The 25,848-nt window shown below is 70.9% G+C and carries 25 protein-coding genes; 12 read left to right on the forward strand and 13 right to left on the reverse strand.

The window, feature by feature from the left end; all coding sequences use genetic code 11:
- Positions 1–97: 97 nt before the first annotated feature.
- From BI335_RS22035 to BI335_RS12840, 10 genes are all read right to left on the reverse strand, one after another.
- Positions 98–2,095 carry a nucleoside/nucleotide kinase family protein gene (locus BI335_RS22035; RefSeq protein WP_144009123.1) on the reverse strand — a complete coding sequence of 666 codons (1,998 nt, stop codon included), beginning with the start codon at positions 2,093–2,095 and terminating at the stop codon, positions 98–100.
- 106 nt (positions 2,096–2,201) lie between these two features.
- Positions 2,202–4,919, reverse strand: a complete 2,718-nt coding sequence (locus BI335_RS12800) for a LysM peptidoglycan-binding domain-containing protein (RefSeq protein WP_094431347.1) — start codon at positions 4,917–4,919, stop codon at positions 2,202–2,204.
- Positions 4,919–5,359 carry a TadE/TadG family type IV pilus assembly protein gene (locus BI335_RS12805; RefSeq protein WP_094431349.1) on the reverse strand — a complete coding sequence of 147 codons (441 nt, stop codon included), beginning with the start codon at positions 5,357–5,359 and terminating at the stop codon, positions 4,919–4,921. The genes BI335_RS12800 and BI335_RS12805 overlap by 1 nt, the downstream gene beginning before the upstream one ends.
- On the reverse strand, positions 5,356–5,718 hold the full coding sequence (locus tag BI335_RS12810; protein WP_094431351.1) for a TadE/TadG family type IV pilus assembly protein: 363 nt from the start codon (positions 5,716–5,718) through the stop codon (positions 5,356–5,358). Before BI335_RS12810 ends, BI335_RS12805 begins: the two co-directional genes overlap by 4 nt.
- A gap of 6 nt (positions 5,719–5,724) precedes the next feature.
- Positions 5,725–5,928, reverse strand: coding sequence for a hypothetical protein (locus tag BI335_RS12815; protein WP_094426336.1), 204 nt, complete (start codon positions 5,926–5,928; stop codon positions 5,725–5,727).
- A 79-nt stretch (positions 5,929–6,007) separates the two neighbouring features.
- Positions 6,008–6,904 carry a hypothetical protein gene (locus tag BI335_RS12820; protein WP_094431354.1) on the reverse strand — a complete coding sequence of 299 codons (897 nt, stop codon included), beginning with the start codon at positions 6,902–6,904 and terminating at the stop codon, positions 6,008–6,010.
- Complete coding sequence (locus BI335_RS12825) at positions 6,901–7,806, reverse strand: type II secretion system F family protein (RefSeq protein WP_094431356.1); 906 nt, start codon at positions 7,804–7,806, stop codon at positions 6,901–6,903. Before BI335_RS12825 ends, BI335_RS12820 begins: the two co-directional genes overlap by 4 nt.
- Entirely contained in the window at positions 7,803–9,275 is a 1,473-nt protein-coding gene (locus BI335_RS12830; RefSeq protein ID WP_094431357.1) for a CpaF family protein, read from the reverse strand. Before BI335_RS12830 ends, BI335_RS12825 begins: the two co-directional genes overlap by 4 nt.
- On the reverse strand, positions 9,272–10,048 hold the full coding sequence (locus BI335_RS12835; RefSeq protein WP_094431359.1) for a P-loop NTPase family protein: 777 nt from the start codon (positions 10,046–10,048) through the stop codon (positions 9,272–9,274). The genes BI335_RS12830 and BI335_RS12835 overlap by 4 nt, the downstream gene beginning before the upstream one ends.
- Before the next feature lies 1 nt (position 10,049).
- The gene (locus tag BI335_RS12840; protein ID WP_094356856.1) at positions 10,050–10,727 is read right to left on the reverse strand and encodes an SAF domain-containing protein; all 678 of its coding nucleotides are present in this window, start codon (positions 10,725–10,727) and stop codon (positions 10,050–10,052) included.
- Positions 10,728–10,945: 218 nt separating this feature from the next.
- Here BI335_RS12840 and BI335_RS12845 point away from each other — a divergent pair, with 218 nt between their 5' ends.
- On the forward strand, positions 10,946–11,395 hold the full coding sequence (locus tag BI335_RS12845; RefSeq protein WP_208109240.1) for an RrF2 family transcriptional regulator: 450 nt from the start codon (positions 10,946–10,948) through the stop codon (positions 11,393–11,395).
- Positions 11,358–12,059, forward strand: a complete 702-nt coding sequence (ric, locus tag BI335_RS12850; protein WP_172421888.1) for an iron-sulfur cluster repair di-iron protein — start codon at positions 11,358–11,360, stop codon at positions 12,057–12,059. The genes BI335_RS12845 and ric overlap by 38 nt, the downstream gene beginning before the upstream one ends.
- Positions 12,060–12,251: 192 nt before the next feature.
- On the opposite strand, the gene BI335_RS21495 is transcribed toward ric, so the two are convergent.
- Positions 12,252–12,521: a hypothetical protein gene (locus BI335_RS21495; protein ID WP_172421889.1), complete on the reverse strand. Its 270-nt coding sequence runs from the start codon at positions 12,519–12,521 to the stop codon at positions 12,252–12,254.
- Between the two features lie 88 nt (positions 12,522–12,609).
- Here BI335_RS21495 and hemG point away from each other — a divergent pair, with 88 nt between their 5' ends.
- From hemG to BI335_RS12865, 3 genes are all read left to right on the forward strand, one after another.
- Positions 12,610–13,953, forward strand: coding sequence for a protoporphyrinogen oxidase (gene hemG / locus BI335_RS12855; protein WP_172421890.1), 1,344 nt, complete (start codon positions 12,610–12,612; stop codon positions 13,951–13,953).
- Positions 13,950–15,404: a cobyric acid synthase gene (locus tag BI335_RS12860; protein ID WP_094431366.1), complete on the forward strand. Its 1,455-nt coding sequence runs from the start codon at positions 13,950–13,952 to the stop codon at positions 15,402–15,404. Before hemG ends, BI335_RS12860 begins: the two co-directional genes overlap by 4 nt.
- A gap of 112 nt (positions 15,405–15,516) precedes the next feature.
- Positions 15,517–16,305: a deoxyribonuclease IV gene (locus tag BI335_RS12865; RefSeq protein WP_094431368.1), complete on the forward strand. Its 789-nt coding sequence runs from the start codon at positions 15,517–15,519 to the stop codon at positions 16,303–16,305.
- 4 nt (positions 16,306–16,309) lie between these two features.
- On the opposite strand, the gene BI335_RS12870 is transcribed toward BI335_RS12865, so the two are convergent.
- Complete coding sequence (locus tag BI335_RS12870) at positions 16,310–17,350, reverse strand: hypothetical protein (RefSeq protein ID WP_094431370.1); 1,041 nt, start codon at positions 17,348–17,350, stop codon at positions 16,310–16,312.
- A gap of 79 nt (positions 17,351–17,429) precedes the next feature.
- On the opposite strand from BI335_RS12870, the gene BI335_RS12875 reads away from it, so the two are divergent.
- The 6 genes from BI335_RS12875 to BI335_RS12900 all read left to right on the forward strand — a co-directional run bounded on the left by BI335_RS12875 (position 17,430) and on the right by BI335_RS12900 (position 23,734).
- Complete coding sequence (locus tag BI335_RS12875; protein ID WP_094356862.1) at positions 17,430–18,197, forward strand: SDR family NAD(P)-dependent oxidoreductase; 768 nt, start codon at positions 17,430–17,432, stop codon at positions 18,195–18,197.
- Positions 18,198–18,218: 21 nt separating this feature from the next.
- Positions 18,219–19,004 (forward strand): lysophospholipid acyltransferase family protein, encoded by a 786-nt coding sequence (locus tag BI335_RS12880; RefSeq protein WP_411266758.1) that lies wholly within the window; start codon positions 18,219–18,221, stop codon positions 19,002–19,004.
- The gene (locus tag BI335_RS12885; protein WP_094356863.1) at positions 19,001–20,719 is read left to right on the forward strand and encodes an FAD-binding oxidoreductase; all 1,719 of its coding nucleotides are present in this window, start codon (positions 19,001–19,003) and stop codon (positions 20,717–20,719) included. The genes BI335_RS12880 and BI335_RS12885 overlap by 4 nt, the downstream gene beginning before the upstream one ends.
- Positions 20,716–21,231, forward strand: coding sequence for a GNAT family N-acetyltransferase (locus BI335_RS12890; RefSeq protein ID WP_229119579.1), 516 nt, complete (start codon positions 20,716–20,718; stop codon positions 21,229–21,231). Before BI335_RS12885 ends, BI335_RS12890 begins: the two co-directional genes overlap by 4 nt.
- Complete coding sequence (locus tag BI335_RS12895) at positions 21,228–21,704, forward strand: GNAT family N-acetyltransferase (protein WP_166646789.1); 477 nt, start codon at positions 21,228–21,230, stop codon at positions 21,702–21,704. Before BI335_RS12890 ends, BI335_RS12895 begins: the two co-directional genes overlap by 4 nt.
- 137 nt (positions 21,705–21,841) lie before the next feature.
- Complete coding sequence (locus BI335_RS12900; protein ID WP_094431372.1) at positions 21,842–23,734, forward strand: CocE/NonD family hydrolase; 1,893 nt, start codon at positions 21,842–21,844, stop codon at positions 23,732–23,734.
- Between the two features lie 119 nt (positions 23,735–23,853).
- Here BI335_RS12900 and BI335_RS12905 read toward each other — a convergent pair whose 3' ends face one another.
- Positions 23,854–24,771, reverse strand: coding sequence for a LysR family transcriptional regulator (locus BI335_RS12905; protein ID WP_094431375.1), 918 nt, complete (start codon positions 24,769–24,771; stop codon positions 23,854–23,856).
- A gap of 72 nt (positions 24,772–24,843) precedes the next feature.
- On the opposite strand from BI335_RS12905, the gene BI335_RS12910 reads away from it, so the two are divergent.
- The gene (locus tag BI335_RS12910) at positions 24,844–25,749 is read left to right on the forward strand and encodes an EamA family transporter (protein WP_166646788.1); all 906 of its coding nucleotides are present in this window, start codon (positions 24,844–24,846) and stop codon (positions 25,747–25,749) included.
- The last annotated feature ends 99 nt before the right edge of the window (positions 25,750–25,848 follow it).

The following is a 25,848-nucleotide window of genomic DNA, read 5'->3' on the forward strand; positions in this document are numbered from 1 at the left end:
CACCGATTGGCAATCGAGCCGCAGATTTCGGCGGGCCGAGCGGCGCTCATCTCGACCCGCTCGCTGCGCGCATCTCGGGGGTTGAGCGTGTGGGCTCTCAGCCGACGTGCGGGTCGACCCGGAGCCGTTCGCGGGCCCGGATGAATTCCTCACGCAGCTTGGGATTGCGGCCGGTCTCGCCGAAGAGCGGCAGGTCGAGGAAGGCACCGGGGGTCTGCTCGTCGCGCTGGGCGGCGGCGACCACCTCGTCGCGTCGGCGGTCGTTGATCTCGACCCCGGAGGCGAGCCGCTGGCACCAGGCAGCGATGGTCAGCGTGCTGCGTTCGATGCGGCCGTCGCCGGCGAGCTGGTCGGCGATCACCGGCAGCAGGAAGGTCGAGATCCGATCGGAGGCGTCGGTCACCAACCGTTCCAGGGTGTCGCGCACCGCCTCGCTGCCGTAGCGTTCCAGCAGCTGGGTGCAGTAGCGATCCAGATCGATTCCCGGCACCTCCGGCAGGGTCGGCAGCCCCTCCTCGCGGAGATAGCCGTCCACGAACTCCGCGAACTTCGGATCGCGCATCACCTCGTGCACCTCGGTGGCACCGGCGAGCAGGCCGAGCTGTCCGATCACCTGGTGCGAGGCGTTCAGCAGCCGCAGCTTCATCATCTCGTAGGGGGTGACGTCCTCGACGACCTGGACGCCGGCCTCCGCGAGCGCAGCCAGCTCGGGCCGACCGTTGCTGAACGAATCCTCGATCACCCACTGGGTGAAGGATTCCGAGCGCACCGGCCACCGATCGCCGATACCCAGCGCGGCGACGTCCGCGCGGACCTCCTCGCTGGTCGCGGGGGTGATCCGATCGACCATCGAGTTCGGGAAGGCGACATTGTCGGCGATCCAGTCGGCGAGCTCGGGATCGGTCCGGGCGGCGTACCCGAGAATGGCCTCCCGGGCCACCCGCCCGTTGTGCAGGATGTTGTCGCAGGAGACGACCGAGTACGCCGGCAGCCCGCGTTCGCGGCGGGTGGCCAGGCCGGTGGTGATCAGCCCGAGTACGCTGTCGGGGGTGGCATCGTCGACGCCGTAACCGCCCTCGGTGATGGTCAGGGTGACGATCCGGGTGTCCGGGTGGGCCAGTCGTTCGATCACCGCGGCGGGGTCGTCGGGGGCGTGCAGGTGGGCGAAGTGCGAACCGATGATCCGGACGGTTTCGCGGCCGTCGGGGGCGACGGTGAGCAGTGTGTAGAGCTGGTCCTGGGCGTTCAGCGCGTCGCGGATCGCGGTGTCCTGCGGCAGCGTGCCGACACCGCAGATTCCCCAGTGCTCGCCGCGGGCGAGGAGTGCGTCGAAATACATCGCCTGGTGGGCGCGGTGGAATCCGCCGACGCCGAAGTGCACGACCTTGATCCCCTGCGGGTCGCGCGGATAGTCGGGGGCGGTGACGGGGGCGGTGAACCGTGGCAGGTTCGCCGCGGTGAGTGGGGTGGGTTCGTTGTCCAGTTGCACGATCAGGTCAGCCCTTTCCCGGCTCTGCTCGACGACTTCGGCGTTGACGGCGTCCACGTCGCGCACCCACGAAGCGGCCTGCTCGGTGGCGTACCCGAACGAACGGCGCCGTCCCAGCAGCCTACGCGCGCGCTCGGTGGCGGGGGTGTCGAGGTACCAGACCTCATCGAGCACCCCGCGGACCTCCACCCACGCTTCGTCGTCGTGCACCAGATAGTTGCCCTCGGTGATCACCAGCGGCACCTCGACCGGGATCGGGATGGCGCTGCCGATGACGGTCTCGATGCTGCGATCGAACACCGGGGCGTAGATCGTGCCGGTGCGCTGGTCGCGGAGCCGGCCCAGCAGGGCGAGGTAACCGTCGGTGTCGAAGGTGTCCGGGGCCCCCTTGCGATCCCGGCGGCCGAGGCGTACCAGTTCGGTGTTCGCCAGGTGGAAGGCATCCATCCCGACCAGCACCGCCCGGTCGCCGAGGGCGGCGGCCAGTGCACCGGCCAGGTGGGACTTCCCGGTCCCCGGCGGCCCGGTGATCCCCAGGATGCGCCGCTCTCCGGGTCGGATCAGCCGGCGTGCCCGGTCGATGAGTTCGTCGATGCTCACTCGCACCCCAGCGAATCTACGGGGTAGGGCGATCCATCGAATCCCAGGTGCACCCGTCGCGCGCTGCAGCACTCGATGGATGGCCCGAGGGCTCGATGGATCGCACCACTCTTCAGGCGAGCAGGCCGCGGTTGCGGGGCTGACCCTCCATCACCTGTTGCAGCAGTTCCACCGTCTCCTCGTCCAGGTCGATGTTGAGCCGGCGGGCATGCCGGACCATCCGCAGCGCCAGCCGTTCCACCTCGGCAGGGTTGTTGGCGCGGTGCTCGATGCGCACCCGCAGGCAGAGCAACCGCTCGTCCTCCGGGGCGGCGATCAGGGCCCGGTTGGCCGCCCAGCGGGCCAGGTCGAGGTCCCCGCGCTCCAGCGCCCGCGCGCCGAGCACCAGACCGATGTCGCGGACCATCGAGGCGATATCGGTCCGCAACTCCTCGGCCCAGTGCCACTGCCCGGGTGCGGCGTCGGCGATCGGGGCGCCGCGGACCAGCTCCAGGGCCTGCACCAGGTTGCCCTCGGCGCACCAGTCGATGCCGCCGAAGGTGAGCAGCTGGATGCGCTGCCAGTCCGAGGAAACCGCACTGTGCAAGGAGATCCGTCCGGAATAGGCGTCCGGCAGATAGGGTTCGCCGGCGCCGTCGTCACCCAGCCAGGCACGGAGCCGGCTCATGTTGGAGCGCCGGGTGCCCTCGGCGACGAACAGCGCGTTGGCCATCATCGCCGAGGTGGCGTTCGGGTTCTCCAACAGCCAGGCGCAGTATTCGATGCACTGCCGGCGGGCCCGGGTGGGCGTCTCGCCGCGGGCGCCGACCAGCTCGACCGGGCCCATCAACAGGACCAGCGGGTGCGCGGCGGCGCTCGTCCGGGTCGCGGTTGGGTGCAGGGTCGGTTCGTGGGCGTCCATGGCAGCGGGCTCCTCGGTGCTCGGATCGGCCCGCCTCGGGCCCAGTGGGGTGACGTTCGGGTAGGGGTCGGGCGATTCGGCGTACTCCTCGACCGGGGCGGACCACCACGGCGCCGGTCGGGTCACGGTGGCATCGGTACGCTCCAGCAGCCCGACCAGGTTGGCCCGGGTCTGCGCGCCCAGTTGCTGGGCGCGGAACTCGATCCCGTTCGGCAGCACCGACAGCTCGGGCGCGGTACGGATCTCGGCACCCGGGATCCGCGGATCGGCGACCACCGCGATCAGCAGGCGGGTCTCGGTCAGGGCGGAGAGCCGTTCCAGTTCACCGGCGGCGAGCGGATCGTGGATCAGCAGCACCCGCGGTCGCCACGCCTCCGCCAGCTCCGGCCGGGTGCGCAGATCGCGGGGATGGCGGTCGGTGTCGGGCCGGCGGGCCCGTTCGGTCTCCAGCTCGTCGAGCACCGGGGACAGGGTGGGTGACACCCGGATGCCGACCTCACCGACCGCCTCGGGCAGGGCGGCGTCGGCACCGATCACGGTGATCGACTGGCCCGCTCCCCACCAGGAACAACCCAGCTCCAGCAGCAGTGCGTCGAGCACGCCGGTCACCGGTTCCGCATCACCGGCCAGCCCGAGCAGGCCGATGGTCTCCAGATCGTGCAGCAGCAACCGATCGTCGGGCAGCTCGCCCAGGCAGACCACGCTGGGATAGGGGCAGGGTTCACCCTCGAGCCCGAGGCCGGCCAGCTCGGTGGCCCCGGTCGCGTCCAGCCAGAGGTGGGTGGCATCGGCGTGGAAGCCGACCGGCAGGGTGCCCGGAATCCGGTCCACCGCGATGCTGATCCGGTCCTCACCGACCAGGATCGCACCGAGGGACGGCAACGGCTCCCCGACCGCGCGGTAGTGCCGGCCGAGGGCGCGCAGCGCCAGGTCCAGGGTGGTCAGGGTGAGCGGATCCTGGGCCTGGCCGAGGGCGCTCTCCAGGTGTTGTTGCGGCGGGGTCGGCGGCAGCAGCTGCCGGCCGGGTGGCCGCCGGGTGAGCTGGACCTGGCGGCGGACCGCGACCCGGCCGAGCAGGGCGGCCGCGGTCAGCGAACTGATCCCGGCGGCGGCCAACGCGATCCGTGCGGCGGGGGTGAGCGCGGGGTCCGCGGGCGTCCGGGTCTGGTTCGCCACCGGCTCGGCGGCGGCCGGAGGGGGCGGTATCGCGGCCGGCATGGCGCACAGCTGGGCGGGTGCGGTGCCCGGTGTCGGCGTGGCGGTCGGGGGTGGCGCCGGTGGCGGGTCGGGTGCCGGTTCCGCTGCCGGGGCCGGTTGGATCCCGGGCAGGCTCAGCAACCAGCCGACCTCGATCTCGTCGGGATCGGTGACGAACGGATTGGCCTCGGCGATCCGTGCCCACTGCCGGCCGTCACCGTAGTGTTGTTCCGCGATCGTCCAGAGGCTCTCCCCGCGCTGCACCCGGTGCCGCAGCCACTGTTCGGCGGCAGGTTCCGAGGCCGGGGTCGGGGTCTGGTCGGCGGTGGCGACATGGTCGGGGGTCGGCACCGGGTGGGTTCCTTCGGGTGGCAGTGCCGATGCGGTGGCCGCCGGTGCGGTGAGCATCGCCGCGACGCTCACCAGCAGCACCGAGGCGAGGGCCTGCGGGCGGGAGAGACCCGGTAGCCGGACCCGGATCCGCCGCCCGCTGAGCATCCCGAGCAGCTCACCGAGCACCGACAGGGAGAACACACCCCAGGCGAGCCACCCGAGGAGGGTGAGCACACCGAGCAGCAGGGTGCCGTTGTCCGGGGTGAGCAGCACGGCGGGGAAATCGGTCGACAACCGGGCCAACTCACCCAGCCGGCCGGCGCGGAGCAGCAGCCAGGGCGCGCCGCCGATCGTGCCGAGCAGCAGCGCGAGGGCGAGCAGGCCGCGGACGAATCGCATCAACGCCTCCGGTAGGTGTCCAGCGCCGAGACGGCCTGGGCGGAGGCGTCCACCGAACCGGGCAGCCCGAACCCGATCAGGTCGGCCAGCTCGACCCGGCACTGCACCCGCGCGGTGACCTGGGCCGGCGTACCCACCGCGACCGCGAAACCGCTGACGTCGACGCTGACCGACCGCCCGGTGCAGCGCAGCCCCGCGGTGGACAATCCGCTGGCGGCCGCCGCCTGGGCCTGCTGCCGTGCGGCCCCGGGATCGCGGGCCAACGAGGCGGCCCGCGCGGCACTGTGCGCGACATCGGCGACCGCGGCACGGGCGAACCAGACCCGGGCACCGCCGACCATCACCGCCACCACCATCAGCACCACCGGTGTCAGCACCGCGACCTCGAGCGCGGTCGCCCCGCGCTCACCCCGGCGATCGGCCTCATCGCGGCGCCTCATCGGTGCTCCACCGGTGAGCTGGCCCGTTCGGTGACCCGGCTCATGCCGAGGTCGACGAGCAGGGGGATCCGGCCGGTGACCTCGACATCCACGGTGGAGGAGCTGCGGCGTACCGAGACCTCCACACCGGTGAGCCCGCCCGCGGCCGCGATCGATGCCGCTGCGCTCGACCCGGCACCCTGCCCGCTGCCGAGCGCGGACTCCGCCTCGGCCGCCGCCGCGGCGGCATGCAGCACGGTGTTCCGGCCGTGCCACCACAGGCCCGCCTGGATGCCGCCGAGCAGGGTGAGCAGCAGCACCGGGGTGAGCATGGCCCACTGCACCGATTCGCTGAGGCCCCGCTCATCCCTGGTGTGCACGATGGCTCACTTGGGCAGTTTGCCCTGCACATAGACGGTGACCGCCGCGATCACCAGACCGGCGATCGTCACCGCCCCCGCCAGCAGGATCGCGTTCTCCGTCGACTGCGACAGGCCCCGCTCGTCGCGCCTGGGCGGCGCGCTGCCACCCATCGCGGCGAGGGTCAGCAGGACCCCGAGCAACAGGTGCAGCGGATTGGTGCGGGTCATCGTTGGTCTCCTTCGGTGCGGGCCCCGGGTGGTTGCTGAGTGCTCCCACCCTCTACAGGCCGATTTCTGGGGGTCGATGTCAGCCGATCAGCCGAATCAGTGGGGGTACCAGGAAGATCAGACCGAACACCATCGCGGGGATCGCCATGAACACGGTCATCCGTTCGCTCACCGCGTGGGCGGCGATCCGGGCCTCGGTGAGGTGCGCGTCGCGCAGCTCGCGTACCCGGGCCCGCAACGTGCCCGCCACCGCCGCACCCTGTTCGTCCAGCTGCATCACATCGGCGATGTCGGCGAGCTGCGGCAACCGGAGCCGGTCGGCCAGCCGGCGCAGCTCGGCGTACGGTGCCTGCTGCTCCAGCCGGGCACGCAGCAGGGCGCCGCGGATCGCCAGGAACAACGGATGGTCCGAGGCCATCGCCGCCGACTGCAGCGACTGGGTCGCCGACCGATTCGCCAACCGTTCCAGGGTGACCAGATCGAAGTAGCTGAACAGTGCCTCCTGGGCGTCGCTGCGCGATCGTTCGCCGGCGCGCTGCAGCTGGACATCGGGCGCGAACCAGCCGGCCAGCATCCCGACCAGGGCGAGCACCGCCGGTACGGTCACCGGGATGCCGACCGCGATGGTGAAGACCGCACCGAGGATCGTCGGCACGCACAGCCCGAGCAGCGCCAGCACGAGTTTGTCGGCGAAGAACTCGGCCACCGACTTGTTGCGCAGCTCGAGCAGCCGCAATTGGCTGCTGTGCAACGGAATCGGGCTGTGCTGGTAGAGCCACAGCCCGGCCCGTTCACTGCCCCGGGTCGCGCTCGCCGTCGGGGCCGTCACACCACCGGCGGGGTGGCCGTCCAGTTCGGCCAGCGCATCGGCCAACCGGGGATGGCTGCGACGCAGACCGTACGCCACCGCGGCCAGTCCGCCGGCGATCAGCATGCCGGTGAGCAGGACCAGTCCGGAGAGCTGCTGGCCGGTCATTCCGCGCCCGTCTCGACCCGATCGGCGGCCTGTTGGCCGGAGGTGAGGATCCGTTCCCGGCGGACCGGCGCGGTCATCCGCCGCATCGCGACGAGGGCAGCGACGTAGGCGGCGAGCAGCACGGCCAGGATCAACTGACCCAGCGGGGTCCGATAGGGCGCGAAGAACTCACCCCCGGTGAGCAGCGCGCCGCCGAGCACGAGCACGCTGATCACCGTGACCTGGCGTACCACGACCCGCGGCTTCGCCCGCTCGGATTCGATGTCTCGCAGGGCTTTCAGCCGTTCGCTGATCGAATCGGAGAGCTCGTTCAGGGTCAGCGTGGCGCCGGTGCCACCCCGATGCGCGGCCAGGGTCAGCGCGGCCAGCACCGCATCGGCATCGGGACTGTGCAACCGGTCCGCGAGCTCGGTGAGCGCGTCGCGGGTGCTCCACCGCTGATCGAGCCGGCCGACCAGGTGCCGCAGGTGTGGTACGAGCAGTTCGGGGGCGGTCCGCACCGAACCGCGGATGGCATCGACGATCGACTGGCCGATCGGCAGCGTCGCCGCCAGCGACCGCACCCAGCGATCCAGCGCACCGAGCAGTTCGACCTCGCGATTGGGCGGATCGCCCAGCAGATAAGGGATACCGAGCACCAGCAGGGGCGCCAGCGGGATCAGCAGCAGCCACCCGGTGGCCAGGTAACCGATCAACCCGGCACCCAGTGCGATGAGCAGCAACCGGTCCCGGCGCCGACCCCTGGGTCCGGGCGGTCGCCGGCTGAGCCGCGCCCAGCGTTGTGCCAGGTTTTCCCTGCTGGATGAGCTTTCGGCGACCGGTCGCGGGATCAGACCGTGGGCCAGCATCAGGATTCCCGCCGCCAGCAGCGCGCCCACGGCGGCCGCGAGTGCGGCGTTCACGACCGCCCCGGCCAGGCGGCGGCGTACCGGGCGAGTTCCTGGCTGGTCAGCGGATCGGGCCGGAAGAAGGTCTCCGGGTCACCCGGGCCGAGACTGCGGTAGCACAGATGCGTGGTGGGCCGCTCACCCTCGAAGGTGCCGGTGAGCTGGCGGATCTCGGAGACGAACCGCTGCCGGGTCCCACCGCGCCAGGTGTCATCGATGAGCGTCACGTGCACCAGGAAGCCGATGTTGTGCGCGATCTGGCGGTAGGCATCGGCCATCTGCAGGGACCCGCCCTGGGCGATCCGCATCGCCAACCGGTCCATCGTCGCCGAGGCCGAGTGGGAGTGGGTGGTGCTCATCGTGCCGGCCCCGGCGCTCATCGCCTCGAACATGGCCGCCGCCTCGACGCCGCGCACCTCGCCGACGACGATCCGGGTCAGGTTCTGCCGCAGCGCCTCGGGCAGCAGATCGGCCACCGTGTATTCACCGAGCGGCCGACCGTCCTGGCGTTCCCCGAGGCCGATCCGCGCCTGCAGGGCGATCATGTTGCGGCGGGTCGGCTGCAGATGGGTGAGCAGTTCGTAGTCGGTCTCGATCGTCCCGAATCGTTCGGTGTCGGGGATCGCCGCGATCAGGGCGCGGAGCAGGGTGGTCTTGCCCGCGCCCTGGTCACCGGAGATGACGATCGACCGCCGGTCCTGGATGGCCGCGTGCAGATAGCGTGCGACCGCCTCGGGCAGCATGCCCGCAGCGACCAGATCGGGCAGGGTGACATCGACCAGGGTGTGCTGCCGGATCGTGACCGAGGGCCGGAAGGCCAGTCCGAAACCGATGGCGTGCAACCGGAAACGGTCGCCCAGCGCCAGGGTCATGGTGGGATGTGCGTCGTCGAAGGGTCTGCTCGGGCTGGCCTGCTCACCGAGGAAGCGGATCGCCTCGACCAGTTCGTCGTCGCTGTCCGCGACCGGTGGATGGCTGCGGCGGGTGCCGTCGGCGTACTGCACGACCACCGAGTCGTGCCCGTGGATCTCGATGTTCTCGGCCTCGGCGATCTCGAACAACGGTTGCAACCGGCCGTAACCGAACATCGCGCTCTCCACCGCGCGGGTGTACGCCTCCTCGAGCTCGGTGGACCACATCGCCTGGCCCTCGGCCTGCAACTGCTCGGCGCGTTCGTGCACCACCCGGCGGATCGTGGCGTGGCTCATCCGACGTCGATCCGGTTCGCTCAGCGGTCGTTGCTGATCCGCCTCGTGTTGCACCTGTTCGGTGATCCGCGTGCCGGCGGTACGCCGCAGCGCCACCACCAGGCCCCAGTCCACCGCCTCCTCGGCGCGGTGCACGGCGCGGTGGGTCTCGGCGAGCTGATCGGGGCTGAACGCGGTGGGGATGCCGGTGATCAGCCCGGGGGTGCTGCTGGGGTCGAGCACCGGTGCATGGAACAGTTCGACCTGGTCCAGGCGAACCTGCGGCCCGCTGCTCATGAGCGGACCTGGGTGGTCTGGGTGCGGATCGCCAGCGAGGACACGGCCGAGCGGATTCCCTTCACCAGTGGGGAATGGGTGAAGCGGCGAGGTGCCGGGTAACCGTCGGACCAGACCCGGGCCGCAGCCGGATCCTCCGGCAGGCTCGCCCAGACCTCGACGCCGAACTGTTCGGCGATCTCCTTGGCCCCATAGGGATTCCCGGGGCCGATGAGCAGCAGCCCCAGCGCGGTTCCGGAGCCGAGCTGGTCGATCCGCTGCTGCAGCACCGGGAGCTGGAGGCGTACGCCGGCGAGCTGCCGCAGCGTGCAGCGGGTGACCACCAGGACCACATCGGCGGCCGCGGCGAGCGGGGCGGGCAGGCCCTCACCGATCCGACCGGCGTCGACCACCACACCGGTGCCACCGAGGGAGAGCCGGTGCAGGGTGTCGGCGAGTTCACCCCAGACGGGGCCGAAGAGCGCCGGCGCACCGGGATGGCTGAAGCCGGGCAGCAGCATCCGGCGGTGCTCCTCGTCGGCGCTGCCCAGCCGCAGGCAGTGCACGGTCAGCTCGGCGGCCAGCGGACGACGCTCCCGTTGCACCCGGGCGAGACCGGTCAGGCCGCGGCCCAGACCGGAGACGCCGTGCAGGTGCCCGGCGAGGATCGCCTGCGAGGGCTGCCGGTCGGCATCGACCAGCAACGAGTCCCCCGACCAGTGCAGCGCCAGCCCCAGCGCGGTGGTCGTGACTCCCGGAGCACCGGCCGCGGAGGTGAGCAGCAGCAGCGCCATCTCACCGACCGGCTTCCTTGACCAGGGCGAGCCGTTCGGCGGCCGCGAGCTCGGCCACCTGCTGGGCCAGGGCCTGGTCGACGCGGACGTCGAGGAGGGTGGCGACGCCGTCCGGCCCGGTCCGCGGGGGTGAGGCGATGCTGGCGGTGATCACCGCAGGCAGCGGTGCCGCGCTCTGCCCCGGGCCCTGCCGCTGGTCCTCCAGGGGAACCAGACGGACCGGGGTGCCCTGGGGCAGTTCGCCGCTCGGCAACCGCCCCGGGGCAAGTTTGAGCCCGACCTGGGTGACGCCGCGGTCCAGACTGGGCGTACCCACCGCACCGTTCGGCAGCATCGATCCCTCGGAGAGGTCAACCAACGCCCGTTTCCCAACCAGGGAAGGGATCTCGGCAGCCGGAACGGTGGAGACCTCGGAGATGCTGCCGACCTCGACCGCGCGCAGGTCACCGGCGCGGATCGGTTCGCCACGCGGAATGGTGCGCTGCACCACGACCACCTGCTGGGCGGTGGTGAGTTCCTGCCAGAGCAGGGTCGCCCCGAGTCCGCCGAGCGCGATCGCCAACACACCGGCCGCCATCCACCGGGGTTGTCGACGGGCTCGTAACCGGCCCGCGGGGGTTTCGGGTCGGCCGATGTCGGCCGCGGCGAAGGACGATGTCTGGTCACTGGTTGCGGTCATCGTCCCCCCTGGAGTCACCTGCCCCGCAACCGTGGTCGCACGGGCCCGGGGTGAGGCCTCGTCGTGGGAGCAACACTGGTGTGTGCCGGTTCACAACGGATAGTCGGTGGCCCGGGCCGTGACCGAATCGTTACCTTATTGCACGGCGTGGCGGTTTGTGGTCTGACCTGATGCACCCCACCCGATGAATTGTTTAGTCTCCTACTATGAGACTAGAGGTGACGCGGCGAGCCGAGCTCGCAGTGCAGGCGATCACCGTGCTGACCGAGCGCGGCCGGCTGAAGTCCGGCGCCCTGGCCGCGGCACTCGACACCACCCCCGGTTTCGTCGCGCAGGTGGTCAATCCGCTGGTCAAGGCCGGATTCGTCCGCTCCGAGCCCGGGCCCAGCGGCGGATATCTGCTGCACCCGGAGGCCGGGCGATTGAGCGTGCTGGAGGTCATCGAGGCCGTCGACGGACCCACCGATACCGGACAGTGCGTGGTCGTCGACCGGCCCTGCGGTGGGTTGACCCCCTGCGTCGTCCACCAGGCGTGGAGCAGAGCCCGCGGTGCGTTGCTGCACGACCTCGCGAACACCCCCGCCGCCAGTTGGCAGGCCCGACTGCCCGGCACCGATGGAAGGAAGACCCATGAGCACAGCGATTCCGGTCACCCAGCAATTGGGTGACCTGGTCACCGCGGACCCGCGCCGGGCGCGCGTACTGGAGAGCTTCGGGCTCGACTACTGCTGTGGCGGGGCCCGCACACTCGGGGAGGCCTGCGCGGCCGCGGAGTTGGACGCCGAGCTGGTCGCCTCCGCACTGAACCTGCCCGATCCCGAACCGGCCCCCGAATGGCAGTCGCTGGATGTCGGGGCCCTGGCGGCCCACATCATCGAGGTGCACCACCGCTACCTGTGGCGGGAGATGGGTCCGCTCGGCACCCTGCTGGACAAGGTGCACCGGGTGCACGGCACCCGGCACCACGAACTGGCCCGAGTCGCTGAGGCGTACCGGCTGGCGATGGCGGACCTGGAACCGCACCTGTTCAAGGAGGAGCGGATCATCTTCCCCCGGTTGCAGCGGCTCGACGCGCTCGCCCCCGGTGACCGGGGGCCGCTCGCGACGGCACTGCGCAGCCCGATCACCCAGATGCTCCGCGAGCACGACCACGTCGGTGAGCTGTTCACCGAGCTGCATGGACTGACCGACGGTTTCCGTACGCCGGCGGACGGGTGCCAGTCCTATCAGCAGGTGATGCAGCGGCTCGCGCGGATGGAGCGCGATCTGCACGAGCACGTGCACAAGGAGAACAACGTGCTCTTCCCGCGGGTCCTGGCCTACGCCGAATGACTCGCGCCACCCGGGAACAAAACCGGACGGCCGACAGTTGTACCCAGCGACGGTCCTGGACATGCCCCGGGCCCCAACCCATAGCCGCTGCGAGCGGCCACTCGCCGAGAGGCGCACTGGCAGGGCCGTCCAAAGCGTGAGCCGCCCGAGACCTCGAGTCCTGGGCGGCTCTCCGCGTCTGTGCGGTGTGCGTCAGTCGGTGTGGGAGTCCCCGCGCAGCCGGCCGATCACCAGGCAGGCGATGCCGACGAGCACGATCACCGCGATCGCGCCGAGGCCCCACGCACTCAGGCTGGAACCGGTGTCGGCGAGCAGCCCCGAACCGGTGAAGGTGCCCTGGCCCAGCAGCGCGACCAGCGTCAGGGCGACGAAGGCGAACAGCGCGGCGGCGAGCGCGGCCACCGGGACGCGCGGCTGCGTCCGGGCCTTGACCCGCAGGGGCCTTCTGGGTGTGCGCCTCATGGATTCAGGCTACCTCAGCAGCGGTGATCCGAGCAGCCCCGCTTCGACCTGGGATCGAGGTCCCGATTTCCCGAGTAACCTCGCCGGGGTGAAGCGCATCGTCATCGTCGGAGCCGGACTGGCCGGGCTGGTCGCGGCCCGGGAACTGATCGGCCGGGGTCATCAGGTGAGCGTGCTGGAGGCCGGTGACCGGGTCGGTGGTCAGGTCCGCACCGTGGACTTCCGCGGGCTCCCGGTCGACGTGGGCGCCGAGGCGATGCACCTGGGCGCCCCGCAGCTCGCCGCCCTGGTCGATTCACTCGGGCTCACCGAGTCCGTCGTCGGCGCCAATCCCGGCAGCTCCTGGCTGCACACCCGGCGCGGGCTGACCCCGCTGCCGGCCGGCGTCGGGCCCACCGGCCCCACCCGGCTCGGGCCGGTGATCCGCTCCGGACTGCTCTCCCCGATCGCGCTCGCCCGCGCCGGGATGGAGCCGCTGTTCGCGCGGAAGATCTCCGGTGACCTCTCGGTCGGTGCCTTCACCAGCCGGCGCTTCGGCCGGGCCGTGACCGAGACCTTCGTCGACCCGCTGCTCGGCAACCTGCACGCCGGTGATGTGGATCGGCTCAGCCTGGTCTCCACCGCCCCCCAGTTGCTGCCGGTGGCCCGGGAGGGTCGCTCGCTGGTGCTGCGCAAGCGGCCCACCCCGCCGCCGGGTGCGGCGAAGGTGCCGATGTTCGCCTCCTTCGGCGACGGCCTGCGGCGGCTGGTCGACGCATTGGCGGCCGAGGCGCCGGTACGGGTCGGTACGCCGGCGCGGGAGCTGCGGCGTACCGGGGCCGAGTGGCAGGTGGTCACCGACGGCGAGACGCTGGTCGCCGACGAGGTGCTGCTCGCCGTCCCGGCCCGGGTGGCCGGTGACCTGCTCGCCCCGCACCACCCCGAGGTCGCCGCCGAGCTCGCGCTCGGCCGGGTCGCCGACGTGGCCACCATCGTGCTCGCCTATCCGGCCGCGGTCGCGAAGAATCCAACCCTGGCAGGCGGAAACGGATTGTTGCTGAACTCCCGCTCCGGTCGGATGGTGAAGGCCGCCACCTTCCTCTCCCGCAAGTGGCAGCACCTGTCCTCCGACGAGGTGTTCGTGATCCGGGCCTCCGCCGGCCGCGCCGGCAGCGATGTGCTCGACCTGCACGACGACACCGCGCTGGCCCGGCAGGTGCACAAGGAGGTCGCCGAGCTCACCGGGATCGCCGAGCGGCCGCTCGACAGCCTGGTCACCCGCTGGAACGGCGCGTACCCGCAGCTCGAGGTCGGGCATGCGGCCCGGATCGCGAGCGTGCGGGAGCGGCTGACCGGCAGCGGCGTACGCCTGGTCGGGTCGGCCTTCGACGGGCTCGGCATGCCCTCGGTGGTGAAGTCCGCCCAGGCCGCCGCCGCCCAGGTCGACGAGTGAGCGGGCTGCTGATCGCCGGTACGAACTCCGATGCCGGCAAGTCGCTGCTGGTCGCCGGCATCTGCCGATCCCTTGCCAGGAAGGGAATCCGGGTCGCACCGTTCAAGGCGCAGAACATGTCGAACAACTCGATGGTGTGCCTGGATCCGGACGGCGGTGCGGTCGAGATCGGTCGGGCGCAGTGGACCCAGGCCGTCGCCGCCCAAGTGGCACCCAGCTCGGCGATGAACCCGGTGCTGCTCAAACCGGGCAGCGATCGGCGCGCGTTCGTGGTGCTCCGGGGCCGGGCCGCCGAGACCCTGGAGGCCGGTGACTATGCAACCGGCCGGCAGCACCTGGCGGAGGCCGCATTCGCCGCCTACGAAGAGCTTTCCGCCGACTTCGACGTCGTGATCTGCGAGGGTGCGGGCAGCCCGGCGGAGATCAACCTGCGTCGCGGTGACTATGTGAATCTCGGCCTGGCGCGACGATTCGGGCTGCCGGTGAGCGTGGTCGGCGACATCGACCGCGGCGGGCTGCTGGCCGCCCTCTACGGCACCTGGGCGCTGCTGGATCCGGCCGACCAGAAACTGCTGAGATCCTTTGTGGTGAACCGATTCCGCGGCGACGAGGCGGTGCTGCAACCCGGCCTGGACGAGATCACCGCCCGCACCGGTGTCCCGTTCGCCGGGGTGCTGCCCTGGCTGGCCGAGGTCTGGATCGACTCCGAGGATGCGCTGCGGCCGGACCGCTGGAGCGAGGCGGCGGTACGCCCGGGTGAGGGCAGCCTGCGGGTGGCGGTGGTCCGGTTGCCGCGGGTCTCGAACGCCACCGATGTGGAGGCGCTGGCCGCCGAACCGGGGGTCGAGGTGCTGGTCACCGCGAGCCCGGCGACGGTGCTCGGTGCCGACCTGGTGGTGCTGCCGGGCAGTCGCGCCACCGTCAGCGATCTGGGCTGGCTGCGCGAACGCGGACTCGCCGAGGCGATCGCCGAGCGGGTCCGCCTGGGCCGTCCGGTGCTGGGCATCTGCGGTGGCTTCCAGATGTTCGCCGACACCCTGGACGACCCGGTCGAATCCGGTGCCGGTCTGGTGCCCGGGTTGGGGCTGTTGCCGACCCGGGTGACGTTCACCGCGGAGAAGACCCTCGGGCTGCCGAGGGGTGTCTGGCAGGGTCTGGAGGTGGCCGGGTACGAGGTCCATCACGGGTCGGTGGCCCCGGTGGCCGAGGCCGATCCGTTCCCCGGTGGGCTGCGGCTCGGTCCGCTGTGGGGGACGATGTGGCACGGCTGCTTCGAATCCGATGCCTTCCGGCGGGCCTGGCTGAGCCGGATCGCGGCCGAGTCCGGATCGGACTGGCGGCCCGCTGCGGGCGTACCCGGGTTCGCGGAGCGTCGGGAGACGATGCTGAACCGGGTCGCCGACGCGATCGACGCACACCTCGACCCGGGCGTACTCGGCCTGCCCGCCTGACCTTTTGATCTCTTGGGTCCAACCTCATGGTCGGACCCCCTTGCGACCGTGCATAACCCCTGACATCTTCGTGTCGGGGTGGGTGTCGGGGCGGCTCGCTAGAGTCGGCGGCATGTTGATGGGAGCCCATGTCGAACAGACCGATCCGGTGGCCGAGGCGGTGGCGCGAGGCGCCGACGTGGCCCAGTTCTTCCTGGGGGATCCGCAGGGCTGGAAGGCGCCGGTGGTGTCGTACGCCGGGGGTGCGGACGGGCTCAGGCAGGCCGCGGCCGATGCCGGGGTGACGCTCTATGTGCACGCTCCCTATGTGCTCAACGTCGCCACCTTCAACAACCGGATCCGGATCCCCAGCCGCAAGCTGCTGCAGCAGCACGTCAACCTGGCCGCCGAGGTCGGCGCCGCCGGGGTGATCGTGCACGGCGGACATCTCGGCGCCAAGGACGATCCGGAGAAGGGCTTCGACAACTGGCGCAAGGCGATCGACGGGCTGGAGATGCCGGTGCCGGTGCTGATCGAGAACACCGCCGGCGGCAGTAACGCGATGGCCCGGCACCTGGAGCGGATCGAGCGGCTCTGGGCCGCGGTGCTCTCCGCCGAGGGCGGCGACCAGGTCGGTTTCTGCCTGGACACCTGTCATGCACACGCCGGCGGCAACGAACTGCTCGGCCTGGTCGGCCGGGTGCAGGAGATCACCGGCCGGATCGACCTGGTGCACATCAACGACTCCCGCGACGACTTCGACTCCGGCGCCGACCGGCACGCCAACCTGGGCAGCGGGAACTGTGATCCCGAGGGCCTGGCGGAGGTCTGCCGGCTCGCCGGGGCACCGCTGATGCTGGAGACCCCGGGCGGGGTCGACGAACACCGCGCCGACCTGGACTGGCTGCGCGAACGCGTCTGAGCACTCAACCGCGGAACGGGATCTCCGACCGCAGCACCGGTACCTCCCCGTAACCGGACGCTGCCAGCAACCGGCGTACCGAGTCGGCGGCGACCGCACCGTTGGGTGAGGGGGAGATCGCCACGGCCCGGACCGGCAGGGCGCGCGCGGTCGAGGTCAGGCTGCCGGTCCGCTCGGCCGGACCCGGTGCCGCGCCGGTGAGCCGCAGGTAGGGCGCGATGCCGTAGCCGGTCGGCCGGTAGTTCAGCGCCGCGTCCTCGGCCCGCACCGCCTCCGCAAACCCCGGGTGGGCCTGCAGGATCAGCGAGTAGCGGGTCTCCCGCTCGTCGATGAAGCCGGGATGGTTGATCAGCAGCAGCGCCTGCTGCATGTCCTCGAACAGCGCGGCCATCTTGTCCCGCACTGCGGCCGGCAACTGGGTGTCGAAGCGATCGCGCGGGTCGGGTTCAGCGGCCTCCCGATCGGCGGCCGAATCCGGCACCTGCCCGGGGTCGATGCCGAGGGTGCGCAGCTCGGCGAGCTGGGCGTCCATCCCGTCCAGCACGGTGTCGGCGAGTTCGGCCTGCCGCTCGGGGGTGTAGCGGACCGGGGCCCAGCTCTGCCGCTGCAGGAACAACCCCGGTACCGGGCCGGGGTCGTCCGCACCGGTCGACCGTCCGCTCAGCACCGATAGCGGCTCGCGGGTGTCCAGCCCGATCGCGTACGACTCCTGCGCGCCGCCGTAGAGCCGCCACATCGCCAGCGAATCCCACAACTGGGATGCCGACAGGATGTAGAACCGGGACGCTGCCGGCCCCAGCCCGTCCTCGGAGATCCGCCGCAGCCGCTCGTCCAGTTCCGGCCGCCCCTGCCCGGCCGCCCGGGCGGCGGCCCGCTCGGCGATCAGCCGGCCCCCCAGTTGCACCTCGTGCCGATCGTTCAGGAAGGCCGCCGACGTGGCCCACAGGGTGTGCGACCGCAGGATCGAGATCAGCCCCGGCCCGTTGGTGTAGTGCCATGCGAGCGCGGGATCCGCGCGCACCGCCTCGGACTGGTCATCGGCCACCCCCGGCACGATACGCCGCCGGTACGCCGCCAGTGGTCACGGCTCGCACCCGGCGTACCGGCGTCGATAGGGTGCGGGCATGCCCACTGCCCTGATCACCGGAGGAACGGCCGGTATCGGCGCGACCTTCGCCCGCCAGCTCGCCGCCCGCGGCGACGATCTGGTGCTCGTCGCCCGCGACGCCGACCGACTGGCGACCTACGCCGCGGAGCTGCGCAGCAGCTACGGGGTCGAGGTGGAGACGCTGACCGCCGATCTGGCCGACCGGGAGCAGACCCAGCGGGTCGCGGACCGGCTCGAGGACCCGGACCGGCCGATCGAGGTGCTGATCAACAACGCCGGTTTCGGGCTCAGCTCCAACCTGCTCAACCCCGACACCGCCGTCGATGAGCGGGCCCTGGACGTGATGTGCCGGGCGGTGCTGGTTCTCGGTGGCGCGGCCGCCCGGGCGATGAAGGCCCGCGGGCACGGCCGGATCCTGAACACCTCCTCCACCGCCGGTTTCGTCGCGATGGGCCACTATTCGGCGATCAAGGCCTGGGTGACCAGCTATTCCGAGAGCCTGGCCACCCAGCTCCGCGGCACCGGGGTGACGGTGACCGCGCTCTGCCCCGGTTGGGTGCACACCGAATTCCACGATCGGGCCAACATCAACGCCAGCTCGATCCCCAGCTGGGCCTGGATCGATGCGGACCGGCTGGTCGCCGACGCGCTCGTCGACCTGGACCGCGGCCGGGTGATCTCGGTGCCGACCCCGCTGTGGAAGACCGCGATCACGGTGGCCAAGTTCCTGCCGCGGTCGGTGATCCGCACGATCTCGGCCAGGCTGACCTCCCGGCGGCACTGAAGGGGGCACTAGTCTGTGGCGGTGAGTGAAAGAGGGCGCTACACCTCGCGTGCCCATCGGGCGGCGCGATTCGTGGCCCAGCAGCTGATGCTGAAGCCCGCGGTGTGGGGCCTGGTGGACGTCACGGTGTACGGCCGGGAACGGTTGCGTGACCTGTCCGACCCCTTCATCGTGGTCTCCAACCACTCCTCCCACCTCGACTCCCCGCTGATCATCGGCGGCCTGCCGCGCCGGCTGTCCCGGCATCTGGCCACCGGGGCGGCCGCCGACTACTTCTTCGAATCCTTCTGGCGGCGCGCCCCCACCTCGCTGTTCTTCAACGCCTTCCCGGTGGAACGCGGCTTCAGCCAGCGGCAGAAGGGCGAGCGCGGCTCCCGGTCCCGCGGCATGTCCGGCCACCTGCTCAACGACGGCGTACCGCTGCTGCTCTTCCCCGAGGGCACCCGCTCCAAGACCAAGGCGATGGGCCGGTTCACCCCCGGGGTCGCGGCGCTGTGCATCTCCCGCAATGTGCCCTGCCTCCCGGTCGCCCTGGTCGGTGCGGCGCTGGCGATGCCGCGCGGCGCCAGCCTGCCGCGCTGGGGTCGCCCGTCGGTGCACGTCGTCTTCGGCGATCCGATGTGGGCCGAGCCCGGCGAGACCGCACACCAGTTCTCGGAGCGGATCGCGAGCTACATCCGCGAACTGCACGACACCACCGCCCAGGCCGTCGGTCTGCCGCGGATGCAGGACTACGAAGAGGCCGCGCTGGCGGAGAAGATGACCAGGAGCCTCGACTCGCCCGATGAGAAGGAGAACGACCAATGAACGGCGTCAAGCACATGAAGTGGTGGGGTTGGGGTGTCGACGGCGTCGCTTTCCACCACGAGGACAAGCCGAACTTCGCGCCGTTCGTGCTGGAGAAGGTCGGCCTGGATCTGGATGCCCCCGCCGGCCGGCCGCCGGCCTTCGACGAGATCGAGGTGCCGGCCTCCCGGCTCGGCGACCCGCTGCGCGGCCAACTCGTCGACGCGCTCGGTGAGAAATATGTGGTCACCGAGGACATGGACCGGGTGGTGCACACCTTCGGCAAGTCCGTCCGGGACCTGATCCGGATGCGCCGCAGCCAGCTCAAGCGGGTGCCCGATGTGGTCGTCTACCCCGCCGACGAGGAGCAGGTACGCCGGGTCGTCGACGCGGTGGTCGAGGCCGATGCGGTGCTGATCCCCTTCGGCGGCGGGTCCAACATCGTCGGCGCCCTGGAGCCGCTGGCCGGTGAGGACCGCCAGGTCGTCTCGCTGGATCTGGGCCGGTTGAACAAGGTGCTGGAGATCGATGAGGAGGCCGGGCTGGCCCGGATCCAGGCCGGTGCGCTCGGCCCGGCGCTGGAGGAGCAGCTGAACCGGCGCGGCTGGACGATGGGCCACTTCCCCGATTCCTTCACCCACTCCACCCTCGGCGGCTGGATCGCCACCCGGTCCTCGGGCATGCAGTCCGACAAGTACGGCGACATCGGCGATGTCACCCGCGGGCTGCGGATGGTGCAGCCGGGGGACGTGCTGGTGCTCAACCCGCTGCCGGCCACCTCCACCGGGCCGAGCGTGCGGGAGATGATCCTCGGCTCGGAGGGCCGGCTCGGCGTGATCACCGAGGCCTGGGTGAACGTGCACCGGCTGCCCGAGGAGCGGGTGGTGCTGGCGTACTTCTTCCCCGACTGGTCCCGGGCGCTGCGCGCGATGCAGGCGATCAGCAAGTCCGAGGCCCAGGTGATCGTGGCCCGGGTCTCCGATCCCCGCGAGACCGCCTTCTCCTTCGCCACCCAGAAGAAGCAGAAGGGCGTCAAGAAGTACGCCACCGAGGCGATCTTCAAGCTGTTGCAGCGCCGCGGCTGGGATCTGGACAAGCTGTGCATGAGCTTCATCGGCTTCGAGGGCTCCAAGGCGCACGTCGCCCGGCAGAAGCAGCTGGTCAAGGAGCTCGTCACCGAGCACGGCGGCATGGTCGTCGGCAAGGGCCCCGGCGCGCTCTACGACCAGAAGAAGTTCGACACCCCCTACCTGCGCGACTTCCTGCTGGACCGGGGCGCGGCGGCGGACGTGTCGGAGACCGCGGCACCCTATTCCAAGCTGGAACCGCTGTATGACAACACGATCGCCGCCGCCGAGGAGGCGATGGCCGAGGTGGGCTCGCAGGGCTACATCATGTGCCACCTCTCGCACAACTACCACTCCGGCGCCTGCCTCTATTTCACCTTCGCGATCGCCGACGACTCCGAGCAGGTGCTGGACAAGTACGACCACGTGAAGCGGGCCATCCAGCAGTCCTTCATCGACTCCTCCGGCACCCTGTCCCACCACCACGGGGTGGGTCTGGAGCACGCCCCGTGGATGAGCCAGGACGTCTCCCCGGCCGGTGAGCGGATGATCGGCGAACTGTTCGACGGGGTCGACCCGAAGGGCAATCTGAACCCCGGAAAGATCGTGCACGAAGGAAAGCCGGGCATCTCGGTGCTGTCCTCGGAGCACCAGCAGGGCGGGCGGTGACCACTGCCCCGCTGCCGCCGCGCACGCTGACCGGCGGGGCGGTGCTGCGTCCCGCGGTCGCCGGTGACGCGGCCGGGATCCTGCGCTGCATCCAACAGCTCGCCACCTATGAGCGGGAACCCGACGCCGTGGCGAACACCGAGGCGCAGCTCACCGAGACGCTGTTCGGCACCGAGCCGAAGGCATTCGCGCACGTCGTCGAGCGCGACGGCGGGATCGTCGGGATCGCGGTCTGGTTCCTCACCTACTCCACCTGGACCGGCCGGCACGGCATCTGGCTGGAGGACCTGTGGGTCGACGAATCCCAGCGCGGGCAGGGTTACGGCAAGGCACTCATCGCCTCGCTGGCGCAGCTGTGCGTGCAGCGCGGCTATCCGCGGTTGGAGTGGACGGTGCTCGACTGGAACGAACCGTCGATCGCGTTCTATCGCTCGATCGGCGCGCTGCCGTTGAGCGAGTGGACCTCGCAGCGGCTCACCGGTGCGGCCCTGGCCGCGCTCGCCGACGGGTGAGCGCCGCGACGCTGCGGCCGGCCGGCCCCGCCGACGCCGATGCCGGCGCGCTGCTGGAGCAGCGGATCACCACCCCGGCGTTCGCGCACATCTTCCCGCCGGCGGAGTTTCCCTTTCCGGTGCAGGAGATCCGGGCGAAGTGGCACCGCGAACTGGCCGATCCGGCGTACCTGATCTGGTGGGCCGAACGCGACGGGACCGGCCTGGGCTACTGCGCCACCCATGAGGACTGGATCGACCACCTCGGCGTGCTCGCCACCGAGGCCGGTACCGGATTGGCGCATCGCCTGCTGCAGCAGGGATTGCGGACGATCGCCGAGCGCGGGTACGCCAGCGCCCGGCTCTGGGTGCTGGCCGAGAACCATCGCGCCCGGGCCTTCTATGCCAAGCACGGCTGGGTCGGTGACGGCACCGTGGAGGCGACCGAGTACCCGCCCCATCCGGCGAAGCTGCGGTACCGGATCGACCTCTGACGCGGGCGTCGCCCCGCACCACGCTCAACCCGAACGACACTGGTCAGACCATGGACAGTCGGGGGAGCACCGATTAGGTTGCTGACACACGTCACACCCCAGCCACACCGTTGTGGCACGACGAAAGGTGCACCTCCATGCTCCGCCGACCCCTGCTGGCCGCCACCGCGGCCCTGACGCTGGGACCCCTGACGCTGGGAATTGGCCCCGCGCTGGCGTACGCCGCACCGCCGGCCGCCACCGACACCGCCGCGGCACCCGCGCCGGTGGGTGCCGCCCCGGGCATCACCAACGCACAGAACGACCGGGTGCCCGACGGCGCCGCCTGGAGCGAGGACTACTTCGGCTCCACCGACGGCGTCGAACTGCATGCCGACATCCTGCGGCCCGCCAACCTGAAGCCCACCGACCGCTCCCCGGTGATCCTGTCGGTCGGGCCCTACTTCGCCCATATCGGCCAGACCGGTGACGACGGGTTCAGCCAGACCGGCCCCTCCGAGCGCTTCAACGACCTGATCGAGGGCGGGCAGCTGATGGAGCGCGGCTACACCGTGGTGCTGGTGGACCTGCGCGGGTTCGGCGGCTCCACCGGCTGTCTCGACTGGGGTGGCCCCGGGGAGCAGGCCGATGTCGACGCGGCGATCCGCTGGTCGGCGACCCAACCCTGGTCGACCGGCAAGGTCGGCCTCTACGGCAAGTCCTACGACGGCGTCACCGGCCTGATCGGCAACAACCTGGGCACCCCCGGGCTGTCGGCGGTGGTCGCCCAGGAACCGGTGTGGGATCTCTACAACTACCTGTTCAGCAACGGCGTCCCGCGCCCGAACGTGACCGGCACGCCCCGGGCGTACAACTCGATCGCGAGCCTGCCCGGGATGGCCGACGACACCGATCGGTACAAGAAGAACGCCGATTTCGAGAAGTCGAATCCGCAGTGCTTCGCGAACAATCTGAGCAACAACAACAATCCCGACCACAACTCGCCCTACTGGCAGGCGCGCAACCTGGCCGCGCAGGCCGCCGGGTCGAGCACCCCGCTGATCGTCACCCAGGGCTTCCTGGAGAACAACACCAAGCCCGAGGCGATGGAGACCTACCTGAACAACCACACCGGTGAGGAACGCGGTTGGTTGGGACCGTGGGAACACGTGCGCGGCAACGAGACCGACAGCGCCGGTCGGCTCAAGATGGGCCGCGAGGGCTGGTTCGACGAGGTGATGCGCTTCTATGACAAGAACCTCAAGGGCATCCAGCCGAGCGTCATCGATCCGAACTTCGCGGTCCAGGACAACTACGGCAGCTGGCGCCAGCAGGCCGCCTGGACCGGTCCGCGGACCGACTTCTCGGTGAACCTGCAGTCCGGCACCTTCATAGACGCCGGCCGGGACACCCGGGCGCTGGCGACCGAGGCGGCCCAGGGGCAGCGCAACGGTCAGAAGTGGGACATGGAGAACGCCCCGCCCGGCAACTCGGCACAGGCCCGATCCCGCAAGCCCGCGAAACCCGGCAACCCGGGCAACTCCGGTGAGGTCACCGACAGCTACGTCCGCTACAGCCAACCGGTGAAGAACGACGTCCGATTGACCGGTACGCCGAAGGTCACCATGCAGGTCGACGTGCCGCCGGGTGTCACCTCCTCGCAGGTGATGGTGCGGCTGTGGGACGTCTCCCCCGGCGCCCAGGCCGACGGCAGCCGGCAGGCGGTGATGTTCAACGAGAACGTGGCCCGGATCTCCGGTGACGGGGAGCTGAGCTTCGAGCTGAAGTCGCAGGACTGGAAGCTGCTGGCCGGGCACAGCCTGGCGGTCAGCATCGGCTCGGTGGACGGCAACGGCAGCTGGATCGTCACCCCGACCAACCAGCCGATCCGGGTCAAGCAGGCCAAGCTCGACCTGGCCACCCAGAACCCGGCCGGCGACATCCCGACCCACGGTGGCCGGGCGCCCTGGCTGGACTACTACCTGGAGCGCTACACCGGTTCGATCCCGGCGGGCAACGGCACCTTCGCCCTGAAGGAGGCCAAGCGGTGAGGGAGACCGGGCGGTGAGGGAGGCCGGGCGCTGAGTCGGCGACGACGCCGCCGACACCGGTATCCGCCGGGCCCCCGGGCCCGGCGGATACCTTTTTCTAGGGATGTCTAGTGCGTGCGCTATCCATCGGTATCGGCCCCGATCGAGGTGGCCTCGGCGGTCAGCTCGGTGAGCACGGCGCGCACCGCCCGGCGTACCCCGCGTTCGGGATGGACCAGCGCCTCGACATGCCGGCGCAACCGGACATCGGTGACCGGCAGCAGCACCAGCCCCGGTACGGCGTGCAGCGCGGTGGTGTGGCGCGGCAACAGGGCCACCCCGTGCCCGGTGGCGACGAGTCGTTCGGCCAGCTGGAAGTTCACCGAGCGGTGCCGCACCCGGGCCGGGTTGCCCGCGGTGGTGGCGAGCGCGGTGAGGATCCGATCGAGCGGAAATCCTTGTGGTACGCCGATCCAGGGCTCGTCGACGACGTCGGCCGCGCGCACCCCGGAGCGGCCGGCCAACCGGTGATCGACCGGTACCGCGACATCGACCGGTTCGGTGAACAGCGGATGCACCTCGACCCGGTCCCGGCCGGCGGGGATCGCGTCGTCACCACGGTGGCCGATCACGATGTCGTGCTGGCCGGTGAGGGCGGCGAAGCTGTCGGAGGAGACGTCCTGGTCGGCGAGTTCGAGTCGCAGATCGGGCCGGTCGCCGAGCCGGTTGAGCAGCCCGGGGAGCAGCAGTTCGCCGGCCGAGTGGAAGGTCGCCACCCGCACGGTGCCACCGGGGGCCTGCTGCCACGCGGCCCACTCCTCCTCCAACTCCGCCATCGCCACCGCGACCCGGCGGGAGGCCGCGGCCAGGGCCGCCCCGGCGTCGGTCAGCCGGACGCCGCGGCCGTCGCGCTCGACCAACCGCGCACCCACCGACCGCTGCAATGCCTTCAACTGTTGGGAAACCGCGCTCGGCGTACGCCCGGTCTCCAGCGCCGCATCGGTCACCGACCCATACTCGGCCAGCGCGCGGAGCGCTTCGAGCTGAGCAAGATCCATGAAGGGATGCTACATCGTCACTTCAGAACATTGTGATTGTCCTTCACTGATCGCCGGGCGCAGGATGAAACCATGACCGCACGCGAGAAGCTCCTGGCCCTGAGCGTGGCCGTGCTGTGGGGGCTCAACTTCCCGGCCACCGCGTACGCCCTGCAGCACTATCCGCCGATGCTCGCGGCCTCCCTGCGGTTCACCCTGCTGGCGATCCCCACCCTGCTGTTCGTCCCGCGGCCGCAGATCAAGCTGCGCTGGCTGATCGGCACCGGGATCGGGCTCGGCGTGCTGCAGTTCGCCTTCCTCTATGTCGCGATGGTGGCCGGGATGCCGGCCGGGCTGGCCTCGGTGGTGCTGCAGTCCTCGGCGCCGTTCACCGTGTTGCTCGCCGGGATCTTCCTGCACGAAAGGCTTTCCCGCCAGCAGTTGATCGGCGTGCTGATCGCGGTCGCGGGGTTGAGCGTGATCGCCTGGCACCGCGCCCAGGCCGCCGCCCTGCTGCCGGTGCTGCTGACACTCTGCGGCGGGCTCGGCTGGGCGATCGGCAACATCTGCTCCCGGCAGGCGAAGGCGCCCAAGCCGATCCAGCTGACCTTCTGGATGTCGCTGATCCCGCCGCTGCCGATGCTCGGGCTGTCGCTGCTCTTCGAGGGTCCGCACCGGATCGGCCAGGCGCTCGGCACCGCGCTCACCCCGGCAGCCCTGCCGGCGAACCTGGGGATGCTCTACATCGTGGTCTGCGCCTCGATCCTGGGGTACGGGATCTGGAACAGCCTGATGGCCCGGCACCCCTCCAGCCAGGTCGCGCCCTGGTCGATGCTGGTGCCGGTGGTCGGCGTGCTCTCCAGCTGGCTCGCCTTCGACGAGGTACCAGCCTGGGCCGAGCTGCTCGGCGGTTGCCTGGTCGTCGGCGGCGTGCTGTACGCCTCCCTGCGGCTGCGGCGGCGCGCCGATCCGGTCAACGCACCGGTCCGGACCCCGTGAGCGGGCGGACCGACGGTTGGTAGGCCCCCGGAAAGCAGGGTTCATCTCGACACGCCGCCCCGGCCCCGCTGACGCGGTGCCGGGGCGGCTACTCGATGA

It is taken from the genome of Enemella evansiae (assembly GCF_002250705.1).
GTDB lineage: Bacteria > Actinomycetota > Actinomycetes > Propionibacteriales > Propionibacteriaceae > Enemella > Enemella evansiae.